This is a genomic window from Geomonas diazotrophica (genome assembly GCF_019063885.1).
In the GTDB taxonomy this organism is placed as follows: domain Bacteria; phylum Desulfobacterota; class Desulfuromonadia; order Geobacterales; family Geobacteraceae; genus Geomonas; species Geomonas diazotrophica.
Genome location: NZ_CP077684.1, coordinates 1,291,758 through 1,314,149, shown reverse-complemented (window position 1 = coordinate 1,314,149; position 22,392 = coordinate 1,291,758). Strand labels below are relative to the sequence as shown.

The following is a 22,392-nucleotide window of genomic DNA, read 5'->3' as shown; positions in this document are numbered from 1 at the left end:
ACCTTTTCCCGGCCGGCCGTGCCCCTCCCTTTCAACCGTTGAGGCTCATCTGCAACAGCTCGGTCAGGTGGATCACCTTGACCGGCGGGGTGGCCTCGGCGAGCGCCTTTTTCAACTGCAAAAGGCAGCCGGGGTTGCTGGTGATTAGGTAGTCGGCTCCGGTCTTCTGGATGTTCTGCACCTTGCGCGACAGCACCCGGTCCGACATCTCCGGCTTCTCGATGTTGTAGGTGCCGGCCGACCCGCAGCAGGCATCCGCCTCGGGGAGCTCTCGGAAGTCGATGCCGGGGATCAGGTTGATCAGGGCGCGGGGCTGGCTGCGGATCCCCTGGCAGTGGGCGATGTGGCACGGGTCGTGGTAGGTCACCTTGAGCGGCAGGGGCTTCAGCTTCTCTTTCAGCGCCCCGGCCTCGGTGGCCAGAATCTCGGAGATGTCACGCACCTTGGTGCTGAAGGCGGTGGCGGCAGCTTCGCCGTCCAGGTGGTGGCCGTACTTCTTCAGTTCGGCGCCGCAGCCGCCGCAGTCGGTCACCACGAAGTCGAGCTCGTGGGACTGGAACAGGTCGGTGTTGAAGCGCGCCGCCTCCTGGAGCCCGACCAGGTCGTGCCCGAGCATGTTGGGGGCGCCGCAGCACTTCTGCTCCTTCGGCGTGACGACCTTGTACCCCAGGGAGGTGAGGAGTTCGACGGTGGCGAGGCTCGCCTCGCTGAAGATGAGGCTCATGACGCACCCGAGAAAAAAGCCCACCGTCCCCTTCTGCTCGCCGACGGCCGGGGTGACCTCGCTGATGGTCTGGCGCAGCGGGGCATCGGGGAGCTTCGGCAGCAGCCCCTCCATCCTCCCCAGCGCCGCAGGGAACACCTTCAAAAGCCCCAGCGAACGGACCACCTTCTGCAGCCCGGTGCGCTGGTAAACCCTAAGCGGCGCCGTCGCCGCCTCCAGGCGGTCCGGGTGCGGCACCAGCTTTCTCAGGACCATATCCTCCATGACGGAGAGTCCCGTTTCCTGCTTTCTCTCGCAGCGGAACTCGGCCACCAGCTCCCCCGCGTTGACGCCGCAGGGGCAGGCGGAGGCGCAGGCCTGGCAGTCCAGGCAGAGGGAGACGTATTCCAGGAATTTCTCGCTCTCCACCAGTTCCCCCTCCTGGAACTTGCGCACCAGCGCCACACGGCCGCGCGGCGAGGCGGTTTCCAGGAAGGACTCCTTGTAGGTCGGGCAGTGCGGCAGACACATGCCGCAGCGCATGCAGTTGATCAGTTTGACGTAATCCATGAGAACCTCGGGTTAAGGTTGAGGTTGAGGTCAAGGAGAGGCAATGCCGAAGGCGGTAGGCCCGAAGGTCTTTGCTCAACCTCAACCTTAACCTCAACCTGTTTAAAATATTTTCCCCGGATTGAGGATGCCCCGGGGGTCGAAGGCCCCCTTGATGCCGCGCATCACCTTGAGACCGGATTCTCCGACCAGCTTGGGGAGATACTTCTTCTTGGCCACGCCCACGCCGTGCTCGCCGGTGATGGTCCCCCCCATGGCGATGGTCGCCTCGAAGATCTCCCCGAAGGCCCTGTGGGCGCGGGCGATCTCGTCGGGGTTTCTCTCGTCGGTGAGACAGGTGGGGTGCAGGTTGCCGTCGCCGGCATGACCGAAGGTGCCGATCAGGAGGTCGTACTTCTTCGCCGTGTCCTGGATCAGCTTCACCATGGGGGCGATGCAGCTCCTCGGCACGGTGGCGTCCTCAAGGATGGTGGTGGGACGGACCCGGGCCAGGGCGGAGAGCGCGACGCGGCGCGCGGTGGCGAGCTTCAGCGCCTCCTCGGGGGTGGCCGCGGTCTGGAAGAAGGAGCAGTGGTGCCGCTCGCAGATGTCGCGGATGCCGGCGGCATCCTCCTCGACCTGGGCGGGGTGCCCGTCCACCTCGATGAGGAGCACGGCGTCCACGTCAAGGGGGAGCCCGACGTGGGCGTACTCCTCGACGCACTTGATGGTGGTGCGGTCCAGGAACTCCAGGGTGGCCGGGATGATGCGCGCCGCGGTGATGTGCGAGACGGTGAGCGCTGCCTGCTCGAGTTGCGGGAAATGCACCAGCATGGTCTTCTTGGTCTGCGGCTTCGGGATCAGCTTCACGGTGATCTCGGAGAAGACGCCGAGGGTCCCTTCCGAGGAGACGAGGAGCTGGTTCAGGTTGTACCCCGCCACGTCCTTGACCACCTTGCCGCCGGTCTTCAGCACCTCGCCGTCGGCGAGGATGGTCTTCAGCCCCATGACGTAGTCGTCGGTGACCCCGTACTTGAGCCCCCTCAACCCCCCGGAGTTCTCGGCGACGTTCCCCCCCATGGTGGAGATGTTCATGCTGCCGGGGTCGGGAGGATAGAAGAGCCCCTTCGCCTCAACCTCACGGTGCAGGGTGGAGGTGATCACGCCGGTCTCGACGGTGGCGGTGAGGTTTTCCTCGTCGATCTCGAGGATCCGGTTCATCCTGCTGGTCTGCAGCACGACGCCGGAGTCGAAGGAGATGGACCCGCCCGAGAGGTTCGTCCCTGAGCCACGCGGGGTGACACGCACGCCGGCGCCGTCACAAAGTGCCATCACCTTGGCTATCTCCTCGGAAGTACCCGGAAGCACGACCACCCCGGGGCGGCTCTGCAGCTCGGGGGTCGAGTCGTAGCCGTAGCAGGCGAGGGATTCCGGATCCGAAAGGGTGTACTGCGCCCCCACTATCTCGCTGAGGGCCTTTATGAAGCTATGTTCCATGGCGTTTCTTCCTTTCTTTCATGTGAGGTTGAACCGTTAGCCGCTGTCGCCGCTAGCGCAGGAAAAGAGGCAGATAGTAAGGGGCCACCAGCGCGGTGAACACCGCCGCGATGGCCATGGCGACCCCGCCCATGGCGCCGGCGGTCTCGTTTTCCAGCAGCGCCACCGCGGTCCCCTGCCCGTGCGACACGGTCCCCAGGGCAAGCCCGCGCGCAACCGGGCTCTGCACCCGGCACAGGGTGAGCAGGAGGGGCCCCGCGATGGAACCGATCATCCCGGTGGCCACCACGAAGGCGGCGGTGAGACTCGCGTCGCCTCCGGTGAGGCGGGAGATTTCCACCGCGATCGGCACCGTTACCGACTTGGGTCCCAGCGAGAGGAGCACGCCGTCATCGAGGTGCAGCAACCGTCCGCCAACGAGCGCCGCCGCCATGGTGGTAAGGGAGCCGGCGGCGACACCGGAGAGGACCGGAAGCGCGTACTTCTTCAGCACCTGGCGGTTGTGGTAGAGCGGCAGCGCCAGCGCCACCGTGGCCGGCCCCAGCAGGAAGGTCATGGCGTCCTTCGCGGGTCGGTAATCCTCCAGCGTGAGTCCGGTCGCCTGCAGCAGCGCGATGATGGCCACCGTGCTCAGAAAGACCGGGTTCAACAGCGGGTTCCGGTAGGTGAGGAAGAGCCAGCGGGTGGCCAGGTAGGTCCCCAGGGTGAGCAGCACGAAAAGGGTGAAGAGGGGCAGGTTCACGGCTCCCTCCTGCGTTGCAGCATTTGCACCGACACCCCTGTCACCGCGGCGCCTGCCAGCGCGCTCACCAGCAGGATGGCCAGCAGCGCCAGACCGCTTTGGCGCACCAGGGGACCGAAGGACATGAGCCCCACCGAGATCGGGATGAAGAAGAAGGCGAAGTGCTTAAGAAGAAAACCGCTCGCCGCCTCGATCAAGGCGGGTTTTACCAGGCCGCTCGCCAGCAGGGCGAACATAAGCAGCATCCCGGCCACGTTGCCGGGGAGGGAGAGATGCAGGACGCCAACCAGGTACCCCCCCAGGCGAAACACCAGCCAAAGGAGTACGGTCTGCCAGGTTATCTTGATGAGGTTTGTCGCCATGCCATGGGCCCTTCGCGGTTTTCAGGTGGTCCCGGCGCCGGGAATCGGAAGCGGGGAGTTGCACGTGCAAGGACCGGTTCCAGCCGCCCCCCTGTGCGCAGGAATATCCCCGGGAGGTGCACCCTCCCGGGGATTGCTGCCGTCTGTCAGGGGATCATCCAGGGGAAGACGTAGGCCTGCAGCGCCACGATGATGCCCATCATGGTGGTGAGGAACAGGGCGTGCTTTAAGGTGAAGCGGAACAGGTTCCCTTCCTCGCCGACGAGGCCGGTGGCGGCGCAAGCTACGGCGATGGATTGCGGGGAGATCATCTTGCCCATGACGCCGCCGCTTGTGTTGGCGGCACCGGTCAGGAGCGGGTTCATGCCGAGCTGCTCCGCGGTCACCTTCTGCAGGCCGCCGAAGAGGACGTTACTGGAGGTGTCGGAACCGGTCAGGAAAACGCCCAGCATGCCCAGGAACGGGGAGAGGAACGGGAACATGGCGCCCGCCTTGGTGAAGGATATCCCCATGCTGGTGGTCATGCCCGATGCGTTCATGACGAAGGCGAGACCGACCACGGAGGCGACGGTGACCGCGGGCCAGCGCATGTCGTACAGGGTCTTACCCAGCACCTGGAAGAACTGGCCGACGCCCACGCCGCAGATGAGAGCGGAGATGATGGCCGCGATCAGGATGGCGGTGCCGGCTGCGGACATGAAGTTGAAGGTGAACTTGGCGGGCACCTTGGCCGGGAGCTGGTCGGTGAGGGCCTTGTCCAGCGCCTTGAACTGCGCCTTGTCCACGGCCTTCGCTTCCACCAGTTCCTTCTGGATCTTTTGCAGATCCTTCTGCTTCTTGTCTACCGCGTCGTAGGCGGCCAGCCGCTCGGCGGTGACCACCGGCTTGCCGGCCGGGAGGCTCTGCTCGACAACCAGCACCTTATCCTCGAGCGCCTGCAGTTCGGTGAGGCCGGCGGCCAGGGTCCCCTGCTTGGGATCCGCCGGGGAGAGAAGCGCGGCCTGTTTGGCCGCTTCGGCCTTGACCGCGGCGACCTTCTTGGCGCCGTCTTCGGGCTTGGAAACTTTCTTCACGATGGCGTTATCCAAGCCGGCGACGGGAATCACGAGCTTGCTCTTGTCGAGAGAGGTCTTCACGGAAGGAATGCCCCAAACGAGGACCATGATGGTGAGAACGAGGTAGGGAGCCCAGGCACGGAACACTTCGGCTCCGGTGTAGTCGTGGCTCTCCTTGCCGCTGAACTCCGGCTCGTGGTCGAAAGTCCAGACCGTCGCCGGCTGCCAGAACTTGAGCAGTGTGACCAGGGCGGCCAGGGTGAGCAGCGAAGCGGTCACATCGGGGAGGTAAGGACCGAGGTAGCTCGCGGTGCCCCACTGGGCCAGGGCGAAGGTGACGCCGCAGACGACGATCGCCGGCAGCACCTCGATGGTCTTTTTCCAGCCTGCCATGATCATGATGACGTAGAACGGGATGAAGATGGAGATGAAGGGGAGCTGGCGCCCCACCATGGTGGAGAGCTTCATGAGCCCGGCGTCGTCGTACCCCATGACACCGGCGAGGGCTACGACGGGGATGCCGATCGCGCCGAAGGCCACCGGAGCGGTGTTGGCGATCAGACAGACGCCTGCCGCGTAGAAGGGACGAAAACCGAGGCCGACCAGGGTAGCGCCCGCGATCGCGACCGGGGTGCCGAAGCCCGCGGCCCCCTCGATGAAGGCACCGAAACAGAATGCGATCAATAGTGCCTGCAGGCGGCGGTCACCGGTCAGTCCCGCCAGCGAGGCGCGGATGATCTCGAACTGCCCACCCTTGACCGTGATGTTGTAGAGGAGGATGGTGGTGACCACGATGTAGAAGACGGGGAAGAGACCGAATGCGGCGCCGTGCAGGGTGGCGAGTCCGGCCAGTTTCGCCGGCATCTGCCATACGAAGATGGCGATCGCGAGGGCGGAGGCGACGGCCAGGGGACCTGCCTTGTGGGCCTTCATCTTGAACACGGCCAGACAGACGAAGATGACGACGAGGGGGATGGCGGCAACCAGCGCGGACATCGCGAGGCTTCCCGCAACGGGGGTGTAGCTCTGAATCCATGGCATGACTGTAGTTCTCCTTTGGTTCGTGATGCTGGTATGGGCGGCAAAAGAAATGACTATCTACAATGAATTGAATGAAAGGCTCGGACCGAACCTGCACTTAACTGACGCCCACTGCTGGCACATCGGAGAACTGGGCAATCAAACCAAGTTATACATTTTGGTAAGGCCAATTAACCACCTTTTCAAAACGGTGTCAAGTTATTTTGCATACGCTATATAAATAGCTTTACTCATGCGAGTTTTTCGACTAGGATTATTTGGCCATATGGTAATATCTCTTTTATCATATACCCTGCCTGCCACTCGCCGAACGAACGTATGAGAGGAATGAGCAGCAGGTTCCGGGGAATTTAAAACAGCTTTACCCTCGTCAAAAACGGCCGATGCAAAACGGGCCGCAATGTGCGCAGCGGTAAAGACCCAAACGATGGAGGAAGAACAGCATGTACGAGCAATTCAAGGCCAGGGCAGTCGGGGTCGGGGCGGAAGTGCATCGCGTCGCCACCTGCAGTGACGCTGTAGAATTCGTCCTCTCCTTCTTGAAGCAGGAAGGGGTCTGCGAACGTCCCGGCAGCTACGCGGTCTGGGCCAAGGGGCCGTTTCTGGATGCGGTAGGCCAGGGGCCTCTCGCCGGGGTTCCGGGGCTCGGCTTTGAGGTGACCAGGGAGCGCGCGGCACAGGCCAAGGTCGGCATCAGCGACATGTCCTTCGCGGTGGCCGACACCGGCTCCCTGGTGCAGGACCAGGCTGCGCCGGACCAGCGCCTCGCCTCGGCACTTACCGCGATCCACATCGCGCTCGTACCTTCAGGCAACATCGTGGCCGACAAGGGCGCCCTCTTCACCCGGATCACCCCCAAGAACAGCCGCTACATTGCCTTCATCACCGGCCCCAGCCGCACCGCCGACATCGAGCGCGTACTGACCATCGGCGTGCACGGGCCGGAGCGGCTGATCGTACTGTTCGTTGACGAGCTGGGAGGGGAGAAGAAATGAAACAGGAATTCAAGGCATCCATCAACCGGGCGCTGAACGACGCCAACCTTACCGGCGCGCTCGGCAAGTTCTCCGAAGCCTACAAGGTGAACCGCACCAAGGCCTACGAGGGGATCGACTTCGAGGAGCTGCGCGGCCGCATCGCCGAGGCGAAGTCCGCCGCGGCCTGCCATCTGGACGAGGTGGCGGAGACCTTCCGAAAGAATGCCGAGGCCCTCGGGGCCAAGGTGTTCCGCACCCGCGACCCCGAAGAGGTGAAACAGTACATCCTCAAGGTGGCGCGCGACAACGGCGTGAACAACGTGGTGAAGTCGAAGTCGATGGCCACCGAGGAGATCCACCTGAACCAGGCCCTGCTGAAGGAAGGGATCTCGGTTGCGGAGACCGACCTCGGGGAATGGATCATCCAGCTCGCCGGCCAGACCCCGTCCCACATGGTGATGCCCGCCATCCACATGACCAAGGAGGAGGTCGCCGACATCTTCAGCAAGGAAGTGAACGAGCGCCTCGACACCGACATCCCGCGCCTGGTGAAGGTGGCCAGAAACGAGCTGCGCCCCAAGTTCCTGGCCGCCGACATGGGGATCTCCGGGGCCAACATCGCCGTCGCCGAAACCGGCAGCATCGTGCTGGTGACCAATGAGGGTAACGCGCGCCTCGTGACCACCCTCCCCCGCGTCCACGTGGCACTGATCGGCGTCGAGAAACTGGTGGAGAAGTTCGAGACCGTGGTCCCCATCCTGGACGCGCTCCCCAGGAGCGCCACCGCGCAGCTCCTCACCAGCTACGTCTCCATCATCACGGGCCCTACCCCCAACGACGACGGCTCCATGAAGGAGCTGCACATCATCCTGATGGACAACCAGCGCAGCGAGATGGCCAAGGACCCGAAGTTCAAGCAGGCCCTGCAGTGCATCCGCTGCGGCTCCTGCCTGAACGTCTGTCCCATCTTCCGCCTGGTGGGGGGGCACGTCTTCGGGAAGGTCTACACCGGCGGCATCGGCACCATCCTCACCGCCTGGTTCGACGAGCTGAAGAAGTCCGAGGATATCCAGGGTCTGTGCATCCAGTGCGGCAACTGCACCCAGGTCTGCCCCGGCAAGCTGGACATCCCCGAGATGATCATGGAGATCCGGCGCCGTCTGGTGCTGGAAAAGGGGCAGCCGCTGGTGCAGAAGGCCATCTTCAGCGTGGTGAACAACAGGAAGCTCTTCCACGGCATGCTCCGCGCCGCCTCGGTCGCCGGCAAGCCGTTCACCTCAGGGAAGTTCATCCGCCACCTGCCGCTCTTTCTTTCTGATCTCACCGACGGGCGCAGCCTCCCGGCCATAGCCGATAAGCCTTTCCGCGACATCTACGCGGGGATCGAGCAGCCCAAGGGGAAGGAAAAGGCGGTCTTCTACGCCGGGTGCCTGATCGACTTCGCCTACCCCGAAACAGGGGTCGCCCTCGTGAAGCTGCTCAACAAGGCGGGGATCGAGGTGGCCTTCCCCGAGGAGCAGACCTGCTGCGGTGCGCCTGCCCTCTACAGCGGCGCCTACGAGGTGGCCGCCCAGAACGCAGCCGACAACATCGAGGCACTCTTGCAACAGGACGCACAGTACGTGGTGTCCGCCTGCCCAACCTGTACCGTTGCGCTCGCCCACGAATTCGCCAAGACGCTCGAGGCGGTCGGGCGGACCGAGTGGCTGGACAAGGCGAGGAAACTGGCGGAGAAGACCGTCGACCTCTCGACGCTGGTGAAGCGCCTGGTGGACGAGGGTCGCCTGAGCTTCCAGGAAGGGGAACAGTTGGGCAAGATCACCTACCACGACTCCTGCCACCTGAAGAGGACGCTGAAGGTGTCGGAACAGCCGCGCGAACTGCTGCAGCAGGCGGGGTATGAGCTGGAGGAGATGTTCGAGTGTGACATGTGCTGCGGCATGGGGGGATCCTACTCCATGAAGCTCCCCGAGATCTCGGCTCCCATCCTGAAGAGAAAACTGAAGAACATCAAGGATACCGGCGCCTCCCTCGTGGCGATGGACTGCCCCGGCTGCGTGCTGCAGATCAGCGGCGGGTTTGACCAGGACGGCGCCCCGGTACGGGTGAAGCACACGGCCGAACTGCTCGCCGACCGGCTCAAGGGGTAACGTTCGGCGCACACAGGTGAAAATGGAAAAGCCGCTCGAAAGAGCGGCTTTTCTCGTTACAGCGGACTACACCATCCTTGTTACGCCTTCAACTTGGCAGCCTCCGGTTTGCTCAACAGCGCCTTCACCGCGCCGATGACCAGCATGGCCGCGGGAACCATCTGTCCCGCCACGATGACGGCGGCAAAGCCCATGAAAGCCCAGACAAGGATGCCAGGCTCGTCCGCCTGCGCACCGTTGGCTGCAAAAGCCGATGTTGCCGATGCGACTGTTGCGATGATCGAGGTAATAGGTGCTCTCGCTTTCATGACATCCTCCTTTTAGGATCGGTCGTTAGCCTGCTGGACTCATGAAGAGCATCAAGCGTGCCAGATATCGACCAGCACCCCAATTACCGCGCAACAACCTGAAATAAAAGCTGTTTTTAAAGATGGACCATACAGGTCGCAACGAAGGGCCGTCACGATAGTATGTTTTTTTCATACACCCCGGCACCCCGTTTCCAGCCCCGCGCCTTCCCCCTCAAAGACAACAATCTGATAATACAGGAATTATCGCTTCTTCAGGGGGTGTATAACCGCCACATGCGGCCGCCGGGGAGCTGTTCAACCTTTCAAACGAAGAGGGCGTCCTCCACCTGGAGAACGCCCCCCCTGTTCCAGCTCAAAGACACTCGGTGATCATCTGGCCTTGGTCATCTCGACCTCGATGCTGATCGTTACCTCGTCGCCGACCGCGACACCGCCCGCTTCCAGCATCTTGTTCCAGGTCAGACCGAAATCCTTCCTGTTGATGGCAGTGCTGGCCGCGGCGCCGCGCCGGATGGTCCCCATCGGGTCCTTGACCTCGGGTGAAAGCCCCTCCACGTCGAGTACCACCGGCCTGGTCACCCCGTGCAGGGTGAGGTTGCCCAGGACTTTGAAGCTGCCGCCGCTCCCCCTGGTCAGCCCCGTGGAGACGAAGGTCATGGTTGGATACTTGGCCACATCCAGAAAGTCCGGACTTTTGAGATGGGCATCTCGCTTGGCGACACCGGTATCGATGGATGTCGTATCGATGGTCGCCGTGACCGAGGACCTGGTGAGGTCGCGGTCATCGATGTTGACCACACCCGAAACCTTCCCGAATACTCCCTTGACGTTGGAGACCATCAGGTGCCGGACCTTGAAACCTATGCTGCTGTGATCGGGGTCTATGTTCCAGGTGGCAGCCGAGGCGAGCACAGGTGCTGCAAACAAAAACGCTGCCGTGAACAAACCGGCGACCCGGGCCGCTGTTAATCTGATCATCGTTACCCTCCTCTGTGTCGCTTGGCGAAGCCAGACGACGCTGTGATGTCACGCAACACGACAATGATACCATTAGGGTCCTGTTTGTCGACAATAAGAATGGCGCTTTGCGTGCTCGGAAGACGGCGGCAGCCGCGTCAGGAGTAGGAGGGGGTTCGGAAGGATGCGGTGAGGGGAACCGGTGAAGATGGTGTGGTCAGGCGGCGGTAAACCTCCCGCCGGAGCAGGAGGCCAGGGTCGGATCAGGCGTTGGCGCCCCTTCTCTCGACACCGTTGTACGGCTCGCGACGCGGGGTGCGAACCGGATCGACACCGACACGGACCCAGCCCGACCTGCGCCTGAAACTGGAGATCGTGCCGGACTGGATCAGTTTGTCCAGCATGAAGTCTTTGACGTAGTCATACTTGTTGTCGTCGTAGCTCACCTGAATAAGCATTACGTCCTCCACACCTCGAGATGGATGCCGCGATGTTTCTTTGAAACGAGGCGCTACCTGACCCTATCGGCAGCAAAGTTTAACACAGGCTACTGAGAAAGTCCAAATTATAAGCCGCTTTTCGAAACCAACGTACAAGACAAACGGCATTGCTGAAACAGCAACAGGGGAAAACCGCTTGGCTTTCCCCTGTACTGTATCGACAGCAAAAAAAAGAACTTTAAAAAAGAGTGAGGTTACTCGCCGAGGTAGGTGTAGGACTGCAGCGTCTTGTCCAGCAGCTCCAGGAAGTGGCTGCTCTCCTCGATGGACACCTTCTGCAGCGAGACATCCTTCTCCAGGTTGTTCCTGACGCGCTTCAGTATCTCCTGGGCGTCGTACTGCACGTACTTCAGGCTCTCCCAGGTGGCATCGCCGGTGATCACCGTATCGATCTTGTAGTTGGTCTTCTTGTTGAAGGTTATGTGCACCGCGTTGGTGTCGCCGAAGAGGTTGTGCATGTCGCCCAGGATCTCCTGGTAGGCGCCGATCAGGAAGAAGCCGATGTAGTACTGCTCGTCCCCCTTGATCTTGTGCAGCGGCAGCGCCTTGGTCCTGCCGTTCTCCCCCACGAAGCTGGTGATCTCGCCGTCGGAGTCGCAGGTGATGTCGGCGATGGAGGCCAGCACGTCCGGCTTCTCGTCCAGGCGCTGGATCGGGACGATAGGGAAGAGCTGGTCGATGGCCCAGGAGTCCGGGATTGACTGGAACAGCGAGAAGTTGGCGAAGTAGGTCTGCCGGAGGCTCAGCTGGAAGTTCTGCAGCTCGTCCGGGATCGGCTTCATCTTATCCACGATGGAGTTGATCTTCCTGATGATCTTCGAGTAGATCCACTCCGCGTTGGCGCGCTCGGCCATGTTCAGGTAGCCCAGGTTGAAGAGGCTCACCGACTCCTGGATCAGCTGGATGGTGTCGTGGTAGTCCTCGCGCAGGGAGTGCTTGTCGATGCTCTTGTAGATGTCCACGAGCTTCTTGACCGTCGGGGAGAGCTTCTCCGTCTCGGTGAGGATGAACTCGAAGTCCGGCATGAGCGTCTGGGTGTTGTTGTTCAAGACGTCGGTGATCAGTACCGAGTAATGCGCGACCGTGGCGCGGCCGGACTCGGAGATGATGTTCGGGCACGGGACGCCGGCGTCGTCGCAGATGTTCTTCACCTGGTAGATGACGTCGTTGGCGTACTCCTCGAGCGAGTAGTTGACGCTGGAGAAGTAACTCGACTTGGAGCCGTCGTAGTCGACGCCGAGGCCGCCGCCGATGTCCAGGAACTCGAGGTCGACGCCGAGCTTCCTCATCTCGGCATAGATCCTGGTCCCCTCGATCAGGGCGTTCTTGATCTTATCGATCTTGGTGATCTGGCTCCCCACGTGGAAGTGCAGCAGCTTCACCGTGTTCAGCATGCCGTTTTCGCGGAGCATGTCGATGGCGGCGATGATCTCCGAGATGCGCAGGCCGAACTTGGCGTCCTCGCCCCCGGAGGTGGACCACTTGCCGATCCCCTTGGAGGAGAGCTTCACGCGGATGCCGAGTTTCGGGGTAATCCCGGTGCGCTTGGCCACCTCGACGATCTTCTCAAGTTCGAAGAGCTTCTCCACCACGATGGTGATGTCGTAGCCGACGCGGGTTGCGAAGAGCACGGTTTCGATGAACTCGGTGTCCTTGTAGCCGTTGCAGATGATGGGGAGGTTGCTGCCGGTCACCATGGAGATGGCCGCCACCAGCTCGGGCTTGGAGCCGACCTCGAGGCCGATGTTGTACTTCTTGCCGAAGTTGGCGATAGCCTCGACCACCTGGCGCTGCTGGTTCACCTTGATCGGGTAGAAGGTCTGGTACTTGGCCGGGTAGTTGTTGTCGTGAATCGCGTTCTTGAAGACGCGGCTGATCGAGGCGATACGCCCCTCCAGGATGTTCATGAAACGCAGAAGGATCGGCGGCTTGATCTTTCTCTTGATCAGGTCGTCGACCAGCACCTTGAGATCTATCGAGTATTTTGAATTGGGGGTCGGGTGCACGCAGACGTTACCCTTCTTGTTGACCGAGAAGAGTTCGGCGCCCCAGTTATCGATGTTGTAGATCTTGGAGGAATCGTTGATGGTCCATTTAGCCATTTTCAGTTCACCATGTTCAGCAAAGTGGGATGTTGACAGTCATCACGACAAACGGTTCTTGAAATCTTCATAGCCGAAGCTGCGCACGACGCGCAGTTCACCGGTCTCGGGTTCGTAGGTACAGATGTGCGGCAACTGGATGCCGTTGAAGGTGGTCGTCTTGACCATGGTGTAGTGCGACATGTCCAGAAACGCCAGTTTCTCCCCCGGCACCAGCTCATGGTCGAAGGACCAGTCGCCGATGACGTCGCCCGCAAGGCAGGAGGGGCCGCCCAGCCGGTAGTCGTGCCCCTTCTCCCCCGGGAGGAAACCGTCCTGGATCTCGGGACGGTAGGGCATCTCCAGGATGTCGGGCATGTGGCAGGTGGCCGAGACGTCCAGGATGGCGATGTCCGCCTCGTTGTGCACCACGTCGAGCACCTCGGAGACCAGGATGCCGGTGCCGATGGCGATCGCCTCGCCCGGCTCCAGGTAGACCTCGAGGTCGTACTTCTCCCGGTAGTAGCGCACCAGCTCGACCAGGGCGTCGATGTCGTACCCCTCGCGGGTGATGTGGTGCCCTCCCCCAAGGTTCAGCCATTTCATCTGGGGCAGGAACTCTCCGAACGTCTCCTCGAACACCTTGGAGGTCCGCTCCAGGGGCTCGAAAAGCTGCTCGCACAGGGTGTGGAAGTGCAGTCCCTCCACGCCGGCGAGCGATTTGCCCTCGAACTCGGAGCGCAGGATGCCCAGGCGCGACTTGGGGGCCGCGGGGTCGTAGATCGGCGTGTGCCCCTCGGAGTGCCCCGGATTCACCCGGAGGCCGATGGAGACGCGGCCGGCGTACTTCTCCCACATGGGGCGGAAGCGCTCCAACTGGTTGAAGGAGTTAAACACCAGGTGGTTCGAGGTGGTGAGGAGCTCCGCCACGTCGTTTTCCTTGAAGGCCGCGGAGAAGCTGTGCACCTCGCCGCCGAATTCCTCGCGACCAAGGCGCGCCTCCCAGGGGGAGCTGGCGCAGATCCCGTGCAGCGTCTGCGCGATGATCGGGAAGACGCTCCACATGGAGAACGCCTTCAGTGCCAAAAGGATCTTGGCGCCGCTGCGCTTTTGCACCTCGTCAAGTATGGCCAAATTGTGGCGCAGCCGCCCCAGGTCGACCACGAAGGCCGGGGACGGGGCGAGCCGCGTCATCTCTTGCACGTGCAGTCTGGTCACTTACAGTTCCGCCCAGTCGCCACCGTCGACTACCACGGTGGGGAGGCCCATGGGGCCCAGTTTCTCGATGAACGGCTCCGGATCGAACTGCTCCATGTTGAACACGCCTTCGCCGCGCCACTTGCCGGTAAGCATCATGACGGCGCCCACGACCGCGGGCACGCCGGTGGTGTAGCTGATGGCCTGGCTCTTCACCTCGCGGTAGCACGCCTCGTGGTCGCAGATGTTGTAGATGTAGACCTGCTTGCGCTTGCCGTCCTTGATGCCGCGGGCGATGACGCCGATGCAGGTGCGCCCCTTGGTGAGCGGACCGAGGCTGCCGGGATCAGGCAGTACCGCCTTCAGGAACTGCAGCGGAACGATCTTCTGGCCGTTGAACTCCACTTCGTCGATGCGGGTCATGCCTACGTTCTGCAGCACTTCGAGGTGCTTCAAGTAGTTATCCGAGAAAGTCATCCAGAACTGCGCCTTCTTGATGGTCGGGATATGCTTCACCAGCGACTCCATCTCCTCGTGGTACATGCGGTAGATGTTCATCGGGCCGATACCGTCCGGGAAGTCGAAGACGCGCTTGGTTGCCAGCGGCGAGGTCTCGACCCAGTCGCCGTTCTCCCAGTGACGGCAGGCAGCGGTCACCTCGCGGATGTTGATCTCCGGGTTGAAGTTGGTGGCGAAGGGCTGGCCGTGGTTGCCCGCGTTGGCGTCGATGATGTCGATCTCGTGCACCTCGTCCAGGTACTTCTTGGCCGCGAGGGCGGTGTAGACGTTGGTGACGCCCGGGTCGAAGCCGGAGCCGAGCAGGGCCATGAGCCCCTTCTCCTTGAAGCGGTCCTGGTAGGCCCACTGCCAGCTGTATTCGAACTTTGCGGTGTCCAGCGGCTCGTAGTTGGCGGTATCCAGGTAGTCCACGCCGGTGGCCAGGCAGGCGTCCATGATGGTCAGGTCCTGGTACGGCAGCGCCACGTTGATGACGAGCTTGGGCTGCTCGCGCTTGATCAGCTCGATCAGCTCCGGCACGTTGTCGGCGTCCACCTGGGCGGTACCGATCGGGAACTCTATCTGGTCCGCGATGGCGCGGCACTTGGATTCGGTGCGGGAAGCGAGGGTAATGGCGGTGATCACGCCGGTTGCCTGGGCACACTTATGGGTAACAACCCCGCCTACGCCGCCTGCCCCGATAATCAATACTTTGCTCATTTGACTAGCTCTCCTTCTTATCAATAGTAAAACGTTGGGGGTGTCACAACCCAGAGCAGCTTCGCCGCGCTCTTTCCTACATTCTTGACTGCATGTTTGCGGTCCGAGGAGAAGTAGAAGCATTCCCCCTTGTCCACCGTGTACAGCTTGTCATCCAACCGTAACTGCACCTTCCCGGAGATGACGAAACCGAACTCCTCGCCCTCGTGGATGGGCTGTTCGTCCATCTCGCCGCCGGGATCGAGCGTCACCAGCACCGGGTCCATCTCACGGTTCTGCGCGCCCGGCACCAGGAGTTCCACCTTGACGTTGTCGCCGTCGTCCGTCGCCTGCACCCGGGCATCTTTACCGAAGACGATGTCCTGGTCGACTTCCTCGCTGAAGAACTCCTGCATGCTGATGCCGAGGACGTCGACGATGTCCTTCAGCGTCGCGATGGACGGTGACGTCGCATCGTTCTCCAGCTGCGAAATGAAGCCCTTGGTCAGATCGGCGCGGCTGGCCAGCTCTTCCTGAGTCAGCGAATTGGCCATCCTGAGCCTCTTCAACCTCTCACCGATTTTCAAGTGTCCTCCCCGGTTTAGTAACAGTAAACCTTTTGTATTTTGGCAATGTATTGCGTTGCCCGGATTTTGTCAACAAAAAGTTTAGTAATGGTATACTTCCTGTTTAACATTTAAAGTTCATTAATTTTACAAATCAGGCAAGCGCCTGAAATGGCGCCGGTTTACGGCATAGCGGGGGCAGATTAAGCCGTATACTGACAGCTCGACAGCCTGCGCTGAAAAGCCCGGACATGATCTCCCGCCCCAGCCACCGAAGCCACCTTAGCGTATACCGGTTCACGCTAACTAGCTGTTGAGCCGTGACTTTTTTTATGCTACTACTCGTTGATCGGCACACCCTCCTCTCTCCTGCGCCGAGGCAAACTTCAGACAGAGGAACCAGCATGAACCTATTAGATGGCAAGAAATGCGCCGACAGCCTGATTGCAGGGATCGCCAAGCAGGTTGCGCGCCACGTAGATGCGGGTCTCAGGAAACCGCACATGACCGTGATCCTCGTCGGCAACCATGCCCCCAGCGAGTCCTACGTAAAATCGAAGATCACCACATGCTCGCTTTCGGGCTTCGACAGCAACCTGATCCGCCTCCCCGAAACGGTCTCGGAGAAGGAGCTTCTCGCCTTGATCGCAGAGATCAATGAGGACAATTCTACCGACGGCGTCATCGTGCAGCTGCCGCTCCCCAAGCAGATCAACGCCCAGCGTGTCATCAACGCGATCTCGCCGGAGAAGGACATCGACGGTTTCCACCCCACCAACTTCGGGCGGATGGCCCTGGGGCAGAAGGCGTTCCGTCCGGCGACCGCCTACGGCATCTGCAAGCTGCTGCAGTTCTACCAGGTGCCGGTAGCAGGGAGGCACTGCGTCGTCATCGGGCGTTCCAACATCGTCGGCAAGCCCATCTCCATCATGCTCTCCAACGACTTCGACATCGGAAACGCCACGGTTACGCTCACCCACATCGAAACGCCGCGCGAGCTGCTGCTCGAGGAAACCCGCCGAGCCGACATCGTCATCGTCGCCGTCGGGATCCCCGGGTTCATAACCCCTGACATGGTGAGGGACGGCGTCACCCTGATCGACGTCGGCATCAACCGCCTGGAAAGCGGCAAGATCGTCGGCGACGTGGCTTTCGACGCGGTCGCCCCCAAGTGCGAGTGGATCACCCCGGTTCCGGGCGGCGTCGGCCGCATGACCGTGGCCGCGCTGATGATCAACACGCTGGCCGCCTACCAGAACAACTTCGAGCTGGCTTAACCCTCCCCCACGTCCCCCCTTCCCTCTCCTTCCGGGAGAGGGTGGCCAAAGGCCGGGTGAGGGAGTCACTTGCGGCTGCAATGTCGCTTCGTGGCGATGCCCTCACCCCGTCCCTCTCCCGGGGGGAGAGGGAATTTGAGAGCCGTCAATCAAAAAAAAGGGTCCCGGCATTTCCGCCGGGACCCTTTTCGTTACCATTCAGGTTCTTCTTATCTTGCTGTTATCCCTGTTATCCCTGTTATCCCTGTTAAATGGCTTCTAGAGAATGAACTGCGAGATGGTGTAGGCGACCACGGTGGAGACCCCCACGCCGATCAGCCCCGGGATCATGAAGCTGTGGTTCAGGAGGTACTTGCCGATCCTGGTGGTGCCGGTGCGGTCCATGTTAATGGCGGCCAGGTCGCTCGGGTAGAAGGCGAAGAAGAAGTAGGCGTAGCTGGCCGGCATCAGCCCCAGCAGCAGCGGGATGGGGAGGCCGAGGGCAAGGCCCAGGGGAAGCGTGATGGCAAGGGTCGCGGCCTGACTCTTCACGAAGGCGGAGATGCAAAAGGTTGCTATGGCGAAGGTCCAGGGTGCCATCTTGACCATGATGCCGATGTTGTCGACCAGGTACTTCTTGTTGGCGCTGATGAAAGTATCGCTCATCCACGCGATGCCGAAGATGGAGACTACCGCGATCATGCCGGCGATGAAGACGCTGGAATGGGCGATGTCCTTCGCCTTTACCTTGGCGGCGAAGAGGATGAAAGCGCCGTAGGCGAGCATGACGAACTGAACCACGGTGGTCATCGGGACCGGCTTCTTGTCGGCGGCCAGCGGAAGGAGCCAGGGGAAGCTGGCCATCAGTATGATGGTGCCGACACCGGCGAAGAAGAGCGCGACGGAAAACTTGGCGACGGTGGAGATCTTCTTGTCCAGCGTGGTCACATCGGCATCGAGCCCCTTACGGAATTCGGGATCCTGCAGACGGGCCTGGAATTCGGTGTCCTTGTCGAGGTCGAGGCCACGGTTGAAGCTCCAGGCTGCGGCGGCCAGCACGCCGATGATGCCGGCGGGCATGGTGACCGAGATGATGTCGATCAGCGTCACGGGGTGCCCGGCCTTGGAGGCGAAGCCGAGGAAGAAGGTGACCGCAGCCGCCACCGGACTTGCCGTGATCCCCATCTGGGAGGCGACGCTGGATATGGCCATGGGGCGCTCAGGGCGGATCTTCGTCTTGATGGCGACGTCCGAGATGACCGGCAAGAGGGCGTAGACGGCGTGGCCGGTGCCGCAACAGACCGTCAGGAAGAAGGTCGAAAGCGGGGCCAGGATGGTGACGTACTTGGGATGGGCGCGCAGCAGCTTCTCGGTCAACTGCACCAGGTAGTCGAGGCCGCCCGCCACCTGGAGTGTCGCCGAAGCGGTCACCACGGCAAGGATGATAAGCATGACGGCGATGGGGGGCTCGGAAGGGGCACTGCGGAAACCGAGCACCAGCACCGACACGCCAAGGCCGCCGATGAGCCCGAGGGCTACGCCGCCTTTGCGGATGCCTATCAGCACCGCGCCGAGTACGAGTATGAATTGGATCCAGAACATCGCTGCCATGACAACCTCCTATGCTGCTTTTGGTTAGCTTGGGCGAGGCCCTCATTGGCCTCGCGTTCGTTATCTAACCGTGGTAGAGCAGACTTGATGCCAGGATCGCATTTTTTATTAACTAGCTGTTTTTACATGACAAATAACCACACAAGCGCAGAGGCGCCGAATGAAAGGCCATAACCTGAGGCTATGGCGCCAGGATCATCGCCCTTTAAATACACGTGATTTCAGCTAGATAACTCCTGATATAACGCTGAGTTATCATTATAACCGCAGGTTATCGCTGTTCATGAGAGCGGTCCGTCTGGAGGTCATGCAGAGGCAGGAGCTTGCGATTGGAACACAAAAAAGTGTTCCGCCGCAGCTGGTTAACGGACACAGCCCCTCCCCCCGGAGGGGGGAGGGCGGGAGGGTGGAAAGCGCTAAGAGTGCATCATCTTCAACCGCTTGCTGAGGGCGGGCTGGGATATCCCCAGCAGCCTGGCGGCGAGGGTCTGGTTGCCGTTGGCGCGGGCCAGCGCCTCCTGGACCAGGAAAGCGGCGGCATCGCTGAAGGTGGGGAGTTCTTCGAAGTCGCTGAAAGGATTCTGTCGCGGGGGAGCGGCGATGGAAGGACCCGCCTCAGCCTGGGCCGACTCGACGGCCTTCACGAAGCTGTCCATGGAGAGCATCCGGTCGCGGTGCACGCTGACCGCGTCGAAGACCATCGCCTTCAGTTCCCTGACGTTCCCCGGGAAGCTGTAGGTGGAGAGAAACTGCGCCAGCCCCTTGGGAGGCGTCGGCTTCTTCTTGCCAAGGGCCTCGGCGGCCTCGCATAGAAAGTGGTCCAAAAGGAGCGGGATGTCGCCGCGCCGCTCCCTGAGCGCGGGGATCTGCACCCGGTGCGTGCGCAGGCGGTAGTACAGGTCGCGGCGGAACTTCCCTTCTCCTTCCTTCGCCGCAAGGTTCTGGTGCGTGGCCACGATGATGCGCGCCTTGAGGCGCTTGGGCAGGTCGCATCCCAGCGGATAATATTCGCGTTCCTGCAGCAGACGAAGGAGTTTCACCTGCGAAGGGATGCTGAGATCCCCGATTTCGTCCAGAAAGAGGGTCCCGTCGCTGGCCTCCTCCACCATGCCCCGCCGAGCCTGGTCGGCGCCGGTGTAGGCGCCGCGCACGTGCCCGAACAGGGTGTCGGCGAAAACGGTGTCGTCCAGCCCCGCCACGTTGACCGTGACCAGCTTGCCGCGGCAGCCGCTCAGCCGGTGCACGGCCTGGGCGATCAGCTCCTTCCCTACCCCGCTCTCCCCGGTGATCAGAAGCGGTTGGGGACTCTTGGCGACCGCCTCGATATACGCGAAGACGTCCAGCATGCCACGGTCCCCGGTGACGATGGCGGAAAAGGCCTCGGGGTGCGACAGCTCGCGCGAGATCAGGCGGCTGGAAACCTCCTGGAACTCGCTGCGCATCTCCACCATCCGTATCGCCCGTGAGACGCTCCCGACGATGCGTTCCTCCTCGTCGGTCTTGACGCAGTAGTCGAAGGCGCCAAGGCGCATGCAGCGCACCGCAGTCTCCAGCTGGTTCAGGCCGCTCAGGATGATGACGGCGATGTCCGGGTAGCGCTCGGCGATCTGGGCCAGCACCTCCTCACCCGAGAGATGCGGCATGGTGAGATCGAGCATGACCAGCCCGATCCGTTTTTCCTCCAGTATGGAGAGGACCTGGCGGCTGTCGCTGCAGGTGGTGATGTTGTTGACCCCCCCGGCGGTCTCCAGGGTGAGGGTCAGGGAACCGAGCCAGTCGGGTTCGTCATCGACTAATAGAACGCCGAAATCGGGATAGAGAGTCTCGGTCACGCGTCAACCTCCTTGTGATAGGCGGGCAGGGTCAGGGTGACCGTTGTGCCACTGCCGTCGGATTGAAACTCCAGGGTGCCGCCGTGCTCCTTGACGATGCCTGCCGACACCGACAGCCCGAGCCCGGTCCCGCCCTGGTCCTGCTTGGTGGTGAAAAAGGGGTCGGTCAGGCGGGAGAGGTGCTCCGGTGCAATGCCGGTCCCCTCGTCGCGCAGTCTCACCACCACGTTGTCGCGGAAGGCATCGTGCCAGGTAATGAGCTCGATGCCGTGCTCCTGGTCGGGGAGCGCCTGGCACGCGTTCAGGATCAGGTTGACCAGCACCTGCTCGATGCGCTGCCGGTTGCCGCGCACCCGCGGCAGCCCCTTGCGATAGCCGACGCTGAAGTTGCGGGTCGCCTTGCGGATGGTCGGCTCCACCAGCCTGACCGCCGCCTGGGCCGCGGTGTTGAGGTCGATGACGTCGTTGCCGCTGGTGGTGTCCTGCCGCGCGAAATCCTTCAGGTCGTCCACGATCCTCTTGATGCGCTTGCCGGCGTCCTGGATCTTCGCCAGCGACTTGGGCACCTCCTGGCGCATGCGGGAGTAAGGGAGCCCGCCGCAGGTAAAGTCGCCGTTTTCTTCGAAGTAGCGCTCCAGTATCTTGGTGGCGTCGGTGTGGAAGCGTTTCAGGATCGGTGCCTCCAGGAGGATGATCCCGGTCGGGTTGTTGATCTCGTGCGCCACGCCGGAAACGAGTACCCCCAGGGCGGCCATCTTGTCCGCCTGCACCAGTTGCTGCTGGTTCAGCCGGAGCTCCTCCTCGACCTGGCGACGCTCCGCTATCTCCCGGGTCAGGTCCGCCGTGCGCAGGGCCACCTGACGATGCAGCGTGCGCGACCAGAGGGCAAAGCCTCCCAAAAGAAACACGAGCGGCACCACGACCACCGCCGCGTACTTCACAATGGTCCACCAGTCGATGGGAGCGGTGTCCACCACCCCCAGCCATTTGTTGTGGATCACCTCGTACTGGCCGGTCTTCTTGAGGATGGCGAGCCCCTCGTTGAAGCGCGACAACAGCTCGGCGTTTCCCTTGTCGACCGCGTAACAGTAGCGGTGGGTTGCCACGTTGCGCACCACCGGAACCAGGTTGGTGAGCTTCAGTTCTCGGATCATGTACATGCCCGGAACGATGGCCACCACCGCGTACTCGATCTTACCGGAGGCAACCAGGCGCAGGGCATCGGCGGGGGTGTCGGTCAGGGTGAGCTTCTCCCCCAGCCCCTGCCTGATCAGGTAGTCGTGCATGATGCCGCCGCGATGCACGGCGACACTCTTCCCCTTGAGCTCCTCAAGGGAGTTGACCGAGGGGTTGTCTTTCCGGCCGAAGATGGCGTGGTTCACCACGGCGTGCGGCACGGAGAAGTCGACCTCGTCCGAGCGCTCCGCTGAGTAGGACATCCCCTGCAGCACGTCGACGCGCCCGGACTGGAGCGCGTCGCGCATCTCCGCCCAGCTTCCCAGGCGGAACTCCACCTTCATCCCCATGACCTCGGCTATGGCGCGGGTCAGGTCGACGTTGTAGCCGGCGGGCTGGCCGGAGCGGTCGATGAACTCGTAGGGGGGGTAGTCCCGGTCGCCGCCGACCACGACGGTGCGGGTCTGGGCGGCAGCAACATCACCGGCTGCCAGGAGTGCAGAAGGAGCGGCGAGAAAACAGAAGGTGAAAAGGGCGAGGAGAAGGGAGCCCCTCTCCCGCCAACCTGCGGGGAAAAGTTGCGTTAGTTTCGCGCGTATGCGGCTGGTCCGAAGCGGACGTTCTTCCATGGT

The 22,392-nt window shown here is 62.0% G+C and carries 18 protein-coding genes; 3 read left to right on the top strand and 15 right to left on the bottom strand.

Going from position 1 to position 22,392, the window contains the following annotated elements; all coding sequences use genetic code 11:
- Nucleotides 1-31: 31 nt before the first annotated feature.
- From KP003_RS05735 to KP003_RS05715, 5 genes are all read right to left on the bottom strand, one after another.
- Nucleotides 32-1,273, bottom strand: coding sequence for a (Fe-S)-binding protein (locus KP003_RS05735; protein ID WP_216791033.1), 1,242 nt, complete (start codon nt 1,271-1,273; stop codon nt 32-34).
- Nucleotides 1,274-1,375: 102 nt separating this feature from the next.
- Nucleotides 1,376-2,749: an FAD-binding oxidoreductase gene (locus KP003_RS05730; protein WP_216791031.1), complete on the bottom strand. Its 1,374-nt coding sequence runs from the start codon at nt 2,747-2,749 to the stop codon at nt 1,376-1,378.
- Between the two features lie 52 nt (nt 2,750-2,801).
- The gene (locus KP003_RS05725) at nt 2,802-3,491 is read right to left on the bottom strand and encodes an LrgB family protein (protein WP_216791030.1); all 690 of its coding nucleotides are present in this window, start codon (nt 3,489-3,491) and stop codon (nt 2,802-2,804) included.
- Nucleotides 3,488-3,853 carry a CidA/LrgA family protein gene (locus tag KP003_RS05720; protein WP_216791028.1) on the bottom strand — a complete coding sequence of 122 codons (366 nt, stop codon included), beginning with the start codon at nt 3,851-3,853 and terminating at the stop codon, nt 3,488-3,490. Before KP003_RS05720 ends, KP003_RS05725 begins: the two co-directional genes overlap by 4 nt.
- A 146-nt stretch (nt 3,854-3,999) precedes the next feature.
- Nucleotides 4,000-5,949: an L-lactate permease gene (locus tag KP003_RS05715; RefSeq protein ID WP_216500643.1), complete on the bottom strand. Its 1,950-nt coding sequence runs from the start codon at nt 5,947-5,949 to the stop codon at nt 4,000-4,002.
- A 443-nt stretch (nt 5,950-6,392) separates the two neighbouring features.
- On the opposite strand from KP003_RS05715, the gene KP003_RS05710 reads away from it, so the two are divergent.
- Nucleotides 6,393-6,944: a LutC/YkgG family protein gene (locus KP003_RS05710; RefSeq protein WP_216500642.1), complete on the top strand. Its 552-nt coding sequence runs from the start codon at nt 6,393-6,395 to the stop codon at nt 6,942-6,944.
- A complete protein-coding gene (ldhH, locus tag KP003_RS05705) occupies nt 6,941-9,076 on the top strand; it encodes an L-lactate dehydrogenase (quinone) large subunit LdhH (protein ID WP_216791027.1) in 2,136 nt (711 codons plus the stop codon). Before KP003_RS05710 ends, ldhH begins: the two co-directional genes overlap by 4 nt.
- An 80-nt stretch (nt 9,077-9,156) precedes the next feature.
- Here the strand turns inward: ldhH and KP003_RS05700 are convergent, their stop codons facing one another.
- From KP003_RS05700 to KP003_RS05670, 7 genes are all read right to left on the bottom strand, one after another.
- Nucleotides 9,157-9,384 (bottom strand): hypothetical protein, encoded by a 228-nt coding sequence (locus KP003_RS05700; RefSeq protein ID WP_216500640.1) that lies wholly within the window; start codon nt 9,382-9,384, stop codon nt 9,157-9,159.
- Between the two features lie 372 nt (nt 9,385-9,756).
- On the bottom strand, nt 9,757-10,365 hold the full coding sequence (locus KP003_RS05695) for a YceI family protein (RefSeq protein WP_216500639.1): 609 nt from the start codon (nt 10,363-10,365) through the stop codon (nt 9,757-9,759).
- A 242-nt stretch (nt 10,366-10,607) separates the two neighbouring features.
- Nucleotides 10,608-10,802 carry a GSU3473 family protein gene (locus tag KP003_RS05690; RefSeq protein ID WP_216500638.1) on the bottom strand — a complete coding sequence of 65 codons (195 nt, stop codon included), beginning with the start codon at nt 10,800-10,802 and terminating at the stop codon, nt 10,608-10,610.
- Nucleotides 10,803-11,038: 236 nt separating this feature from the next.
- A complete protein-coding gene (gene speA / locus KP003_RS05685) occupies nt 11,039-12,946 on the bottom strand; it encodes a biosynthetic arginine decarboxylase (protein WP_216500637.1) in 1,908 nt (635 codons plus the stop codon).
- Between the two features lie 42 nt (nt 12,947-12,988).
- Nucleotides 12,989-14,119 (bottom strand): carboxynorspermidine decarboxylase, encoded by a 1,131-nt coding sequence (gene nspC, locus KP003_RS05680; protein WP_236027090.1) that lies wholly within the window; start codon nt 14,117-14,119, stop codon nt 12,989-12,991.
- Between the two features lie 24 nt (nt 14,120-14,143).
- Nucleotides 14,144-15,340, bottom strand: a complete 1,197-nt coding sequence (locus KP003_RS05675) for a saccharopine dehydrogenase family protein (RefSeq protein WP_216791026.1) — start codon at nt 15,338-15,340, stop codon at nt 14,144-14,146.
- 20 nt (nt 15,341-15,360) lie between these two features.
- The gene (locus KP003_RS05670; protein WP_183348805.1) at nt 15,361-15,906 is read right to left on the bottom strand and encodes a helix-turn-helix domain-containing protein; all 546 of its coding nucleotides are present in this window, start codon (nt 15,904-15,906) and stop codon (nt 15,361-15,363) included.
- A gap of 383 nt (nt 15,907-16,289) precedes the next feature.
- On the opposite strand from KP003_RS05670, the gene KP003_RS05665 reads away from it, so the two are divergent.
- Nucleotides 16,290-17,162: a bifunctional 5,10-methylenetetrahydrofolate dehydrogenase/5,10-methenyltetrahydrofolate cyclohydrolase gene (locus tag KP003_RS05665; protein WP_216791024.1), complete on the top strand. Its 873-nt coding sequence runs from the start codon at nt 16,290-16,292 to the stop codon at nt 17,160-17,162.
- A gap of 258 nt (nt 17,163-17,420) precedes the next feature.
- On the opposite strand, the gene KP003_RS05660 is transcribed toward KP003_RS05665, so the two are convergent.
- From KP003_RS05660 to KP003_RS05650, 3 genes are all read right to left on the bottom strand, one after another.
- Entirely contained in the window at nt 17,421-18,752 is a 1,332-nt protein-coding gene (locus KP003_RS05660; RefSeq protein ID WP_216791022.1) for an anaerobic C4-dicarboxylate transporter, read from the bottom strand.
- 416 nt (nt 18,753-19,168) lie between these two features.
- Nucleotides 19,169-20,584, bottom strand: coding sequence for a sigma-54-dependent transcriptional regulator (locus KP003_RS05655; RefSeq protein ID WP_216791020.1), 1,416 nt, complete (start codon nt 20,582-20,584; stop codon nt 19,169-19,171).
- Entirely contained in the window at nt 20,581-22,389 is a 1,809-nt protein-coding gene (locus KP003_RS05650; RefSeq protein WP_239027618.1) for a transporter substrate-binding domain-containing protein, read from the bottom strand. The genes KP003_RS05655 and KP003_RS05650 overlap by 4 nt, the downstream gene beginning before the upstream one ends.
- Nucleotides 22,390-22,392 lie beyond the last annotated feature (3 nt).

Excerpts from the sequence above, each read along its gene's own strand:
- KP003_RS05735 (WP_216791033.1), bottom strand. The coding sequence starts at position 1,273 with ATGGATTACGTCAAACTGATCAACTGCATGCGCTGCGGCATGTGTCTG.
- KP003_RS05730 (WP_216791031.1), bottom strand. The coding sequence starts at position 2,749 with ATGGAACATAGCTTCATAAAGGCCCTCAGCGAGATAGTGGGGGCGCAG.
- KP003_RS05720 (WP_216791028.1), bottom strand. The coding sequence starts at position 3,853 with ATGGCGACAAACCTCATCAAGATAACCTGGCAGACCGTACTCCTTTGG.
- KP003_RS05715 (WP_216500643.1), bottom strand. The coding sequence starts at position 5,949 with ATGCCATGGATTCAGAGCTACACCCCCGTTGCGGGAAGCCTCGCGATG.
- KP003_RS05710 (WP_216500642.1), top strand. The coding sequence starts at position 6,393 with ATGTACGAGCAATTCAAGGCCAGGGCAGTCGGGGTCGGGGCGGAAGTG.
- ldhH (WP_216791027.1), top strand. The coding sequence starts at position 6,941 with ATGAAACAGGAATTCAAGGCATCCATCAACCGGGCGCTGAACGACGCC.
- KP003_RS05700 (WP_216500640.1), bottom strand. The coding sequence starts at position 9,384 with ATGAAAGCGAGAGCACCTATTACCTCGATCATCGCAACAGTCGCATCG.
- KP003_RS05695 (WP_216500639.1), bottom strand. The coding sequence starts at position 10,365 with ATGATCAGATTAACAGCGGCCCGGGTCGCCGGTTTGTTCACGGCAGCG.
- KP003_RS05690 (WP_216500638.1), bottom strand. The coding sequence starts at position 10,802 with ATGCTTATTCAGGTGAGCTACGACGACAACAAGTATGACTACGTCAAA.
- speA (WP_216500637.1), bottom strand. The coding sequence starts at position 12,946 with ATGGCTAAATGGACCATCAACGATTCCTCCAAGATCTACAACATCGAT.
- nspC (WP_236027090.1), bottom strand. The coding sequence starts at position 14,119 with ATGACGCGGCTCGCCCCGTCCCCGGCCTTCGTGGTCGACCTGGGGCGG.
- KP003_RS05675 (WP_216791026.1), bottom strand. The coding sequence starts at position 15,340 with ATGAGCAAAGTATTGATTATCGGGGCAGGCGGCGTAGGCGGGGTTGTT.
- KP003_RS05665 (WP_216791024.1), top strand. The coding sequence starts at position 16,290 with ATGAACCTATTAGATGGCAAGAAATGCGCCGACAGCCTGATTGCAGGG.
- KP003_RS05660 (WP_216791022.1), bottom strand. The coding sequence starts at position 18,752 with ATGGCAGCGATGTTCTGGATCCAATTCATACTCGTACTCGGCGCGGTG.
- KP003_RS05650 (WP_239027618.1), bottom strand. The coding sequence starts at position 22,389 with ATGGAAGAACGTCCGCTTCGGACCAGCCGCATACGCGCGAAACTAACG.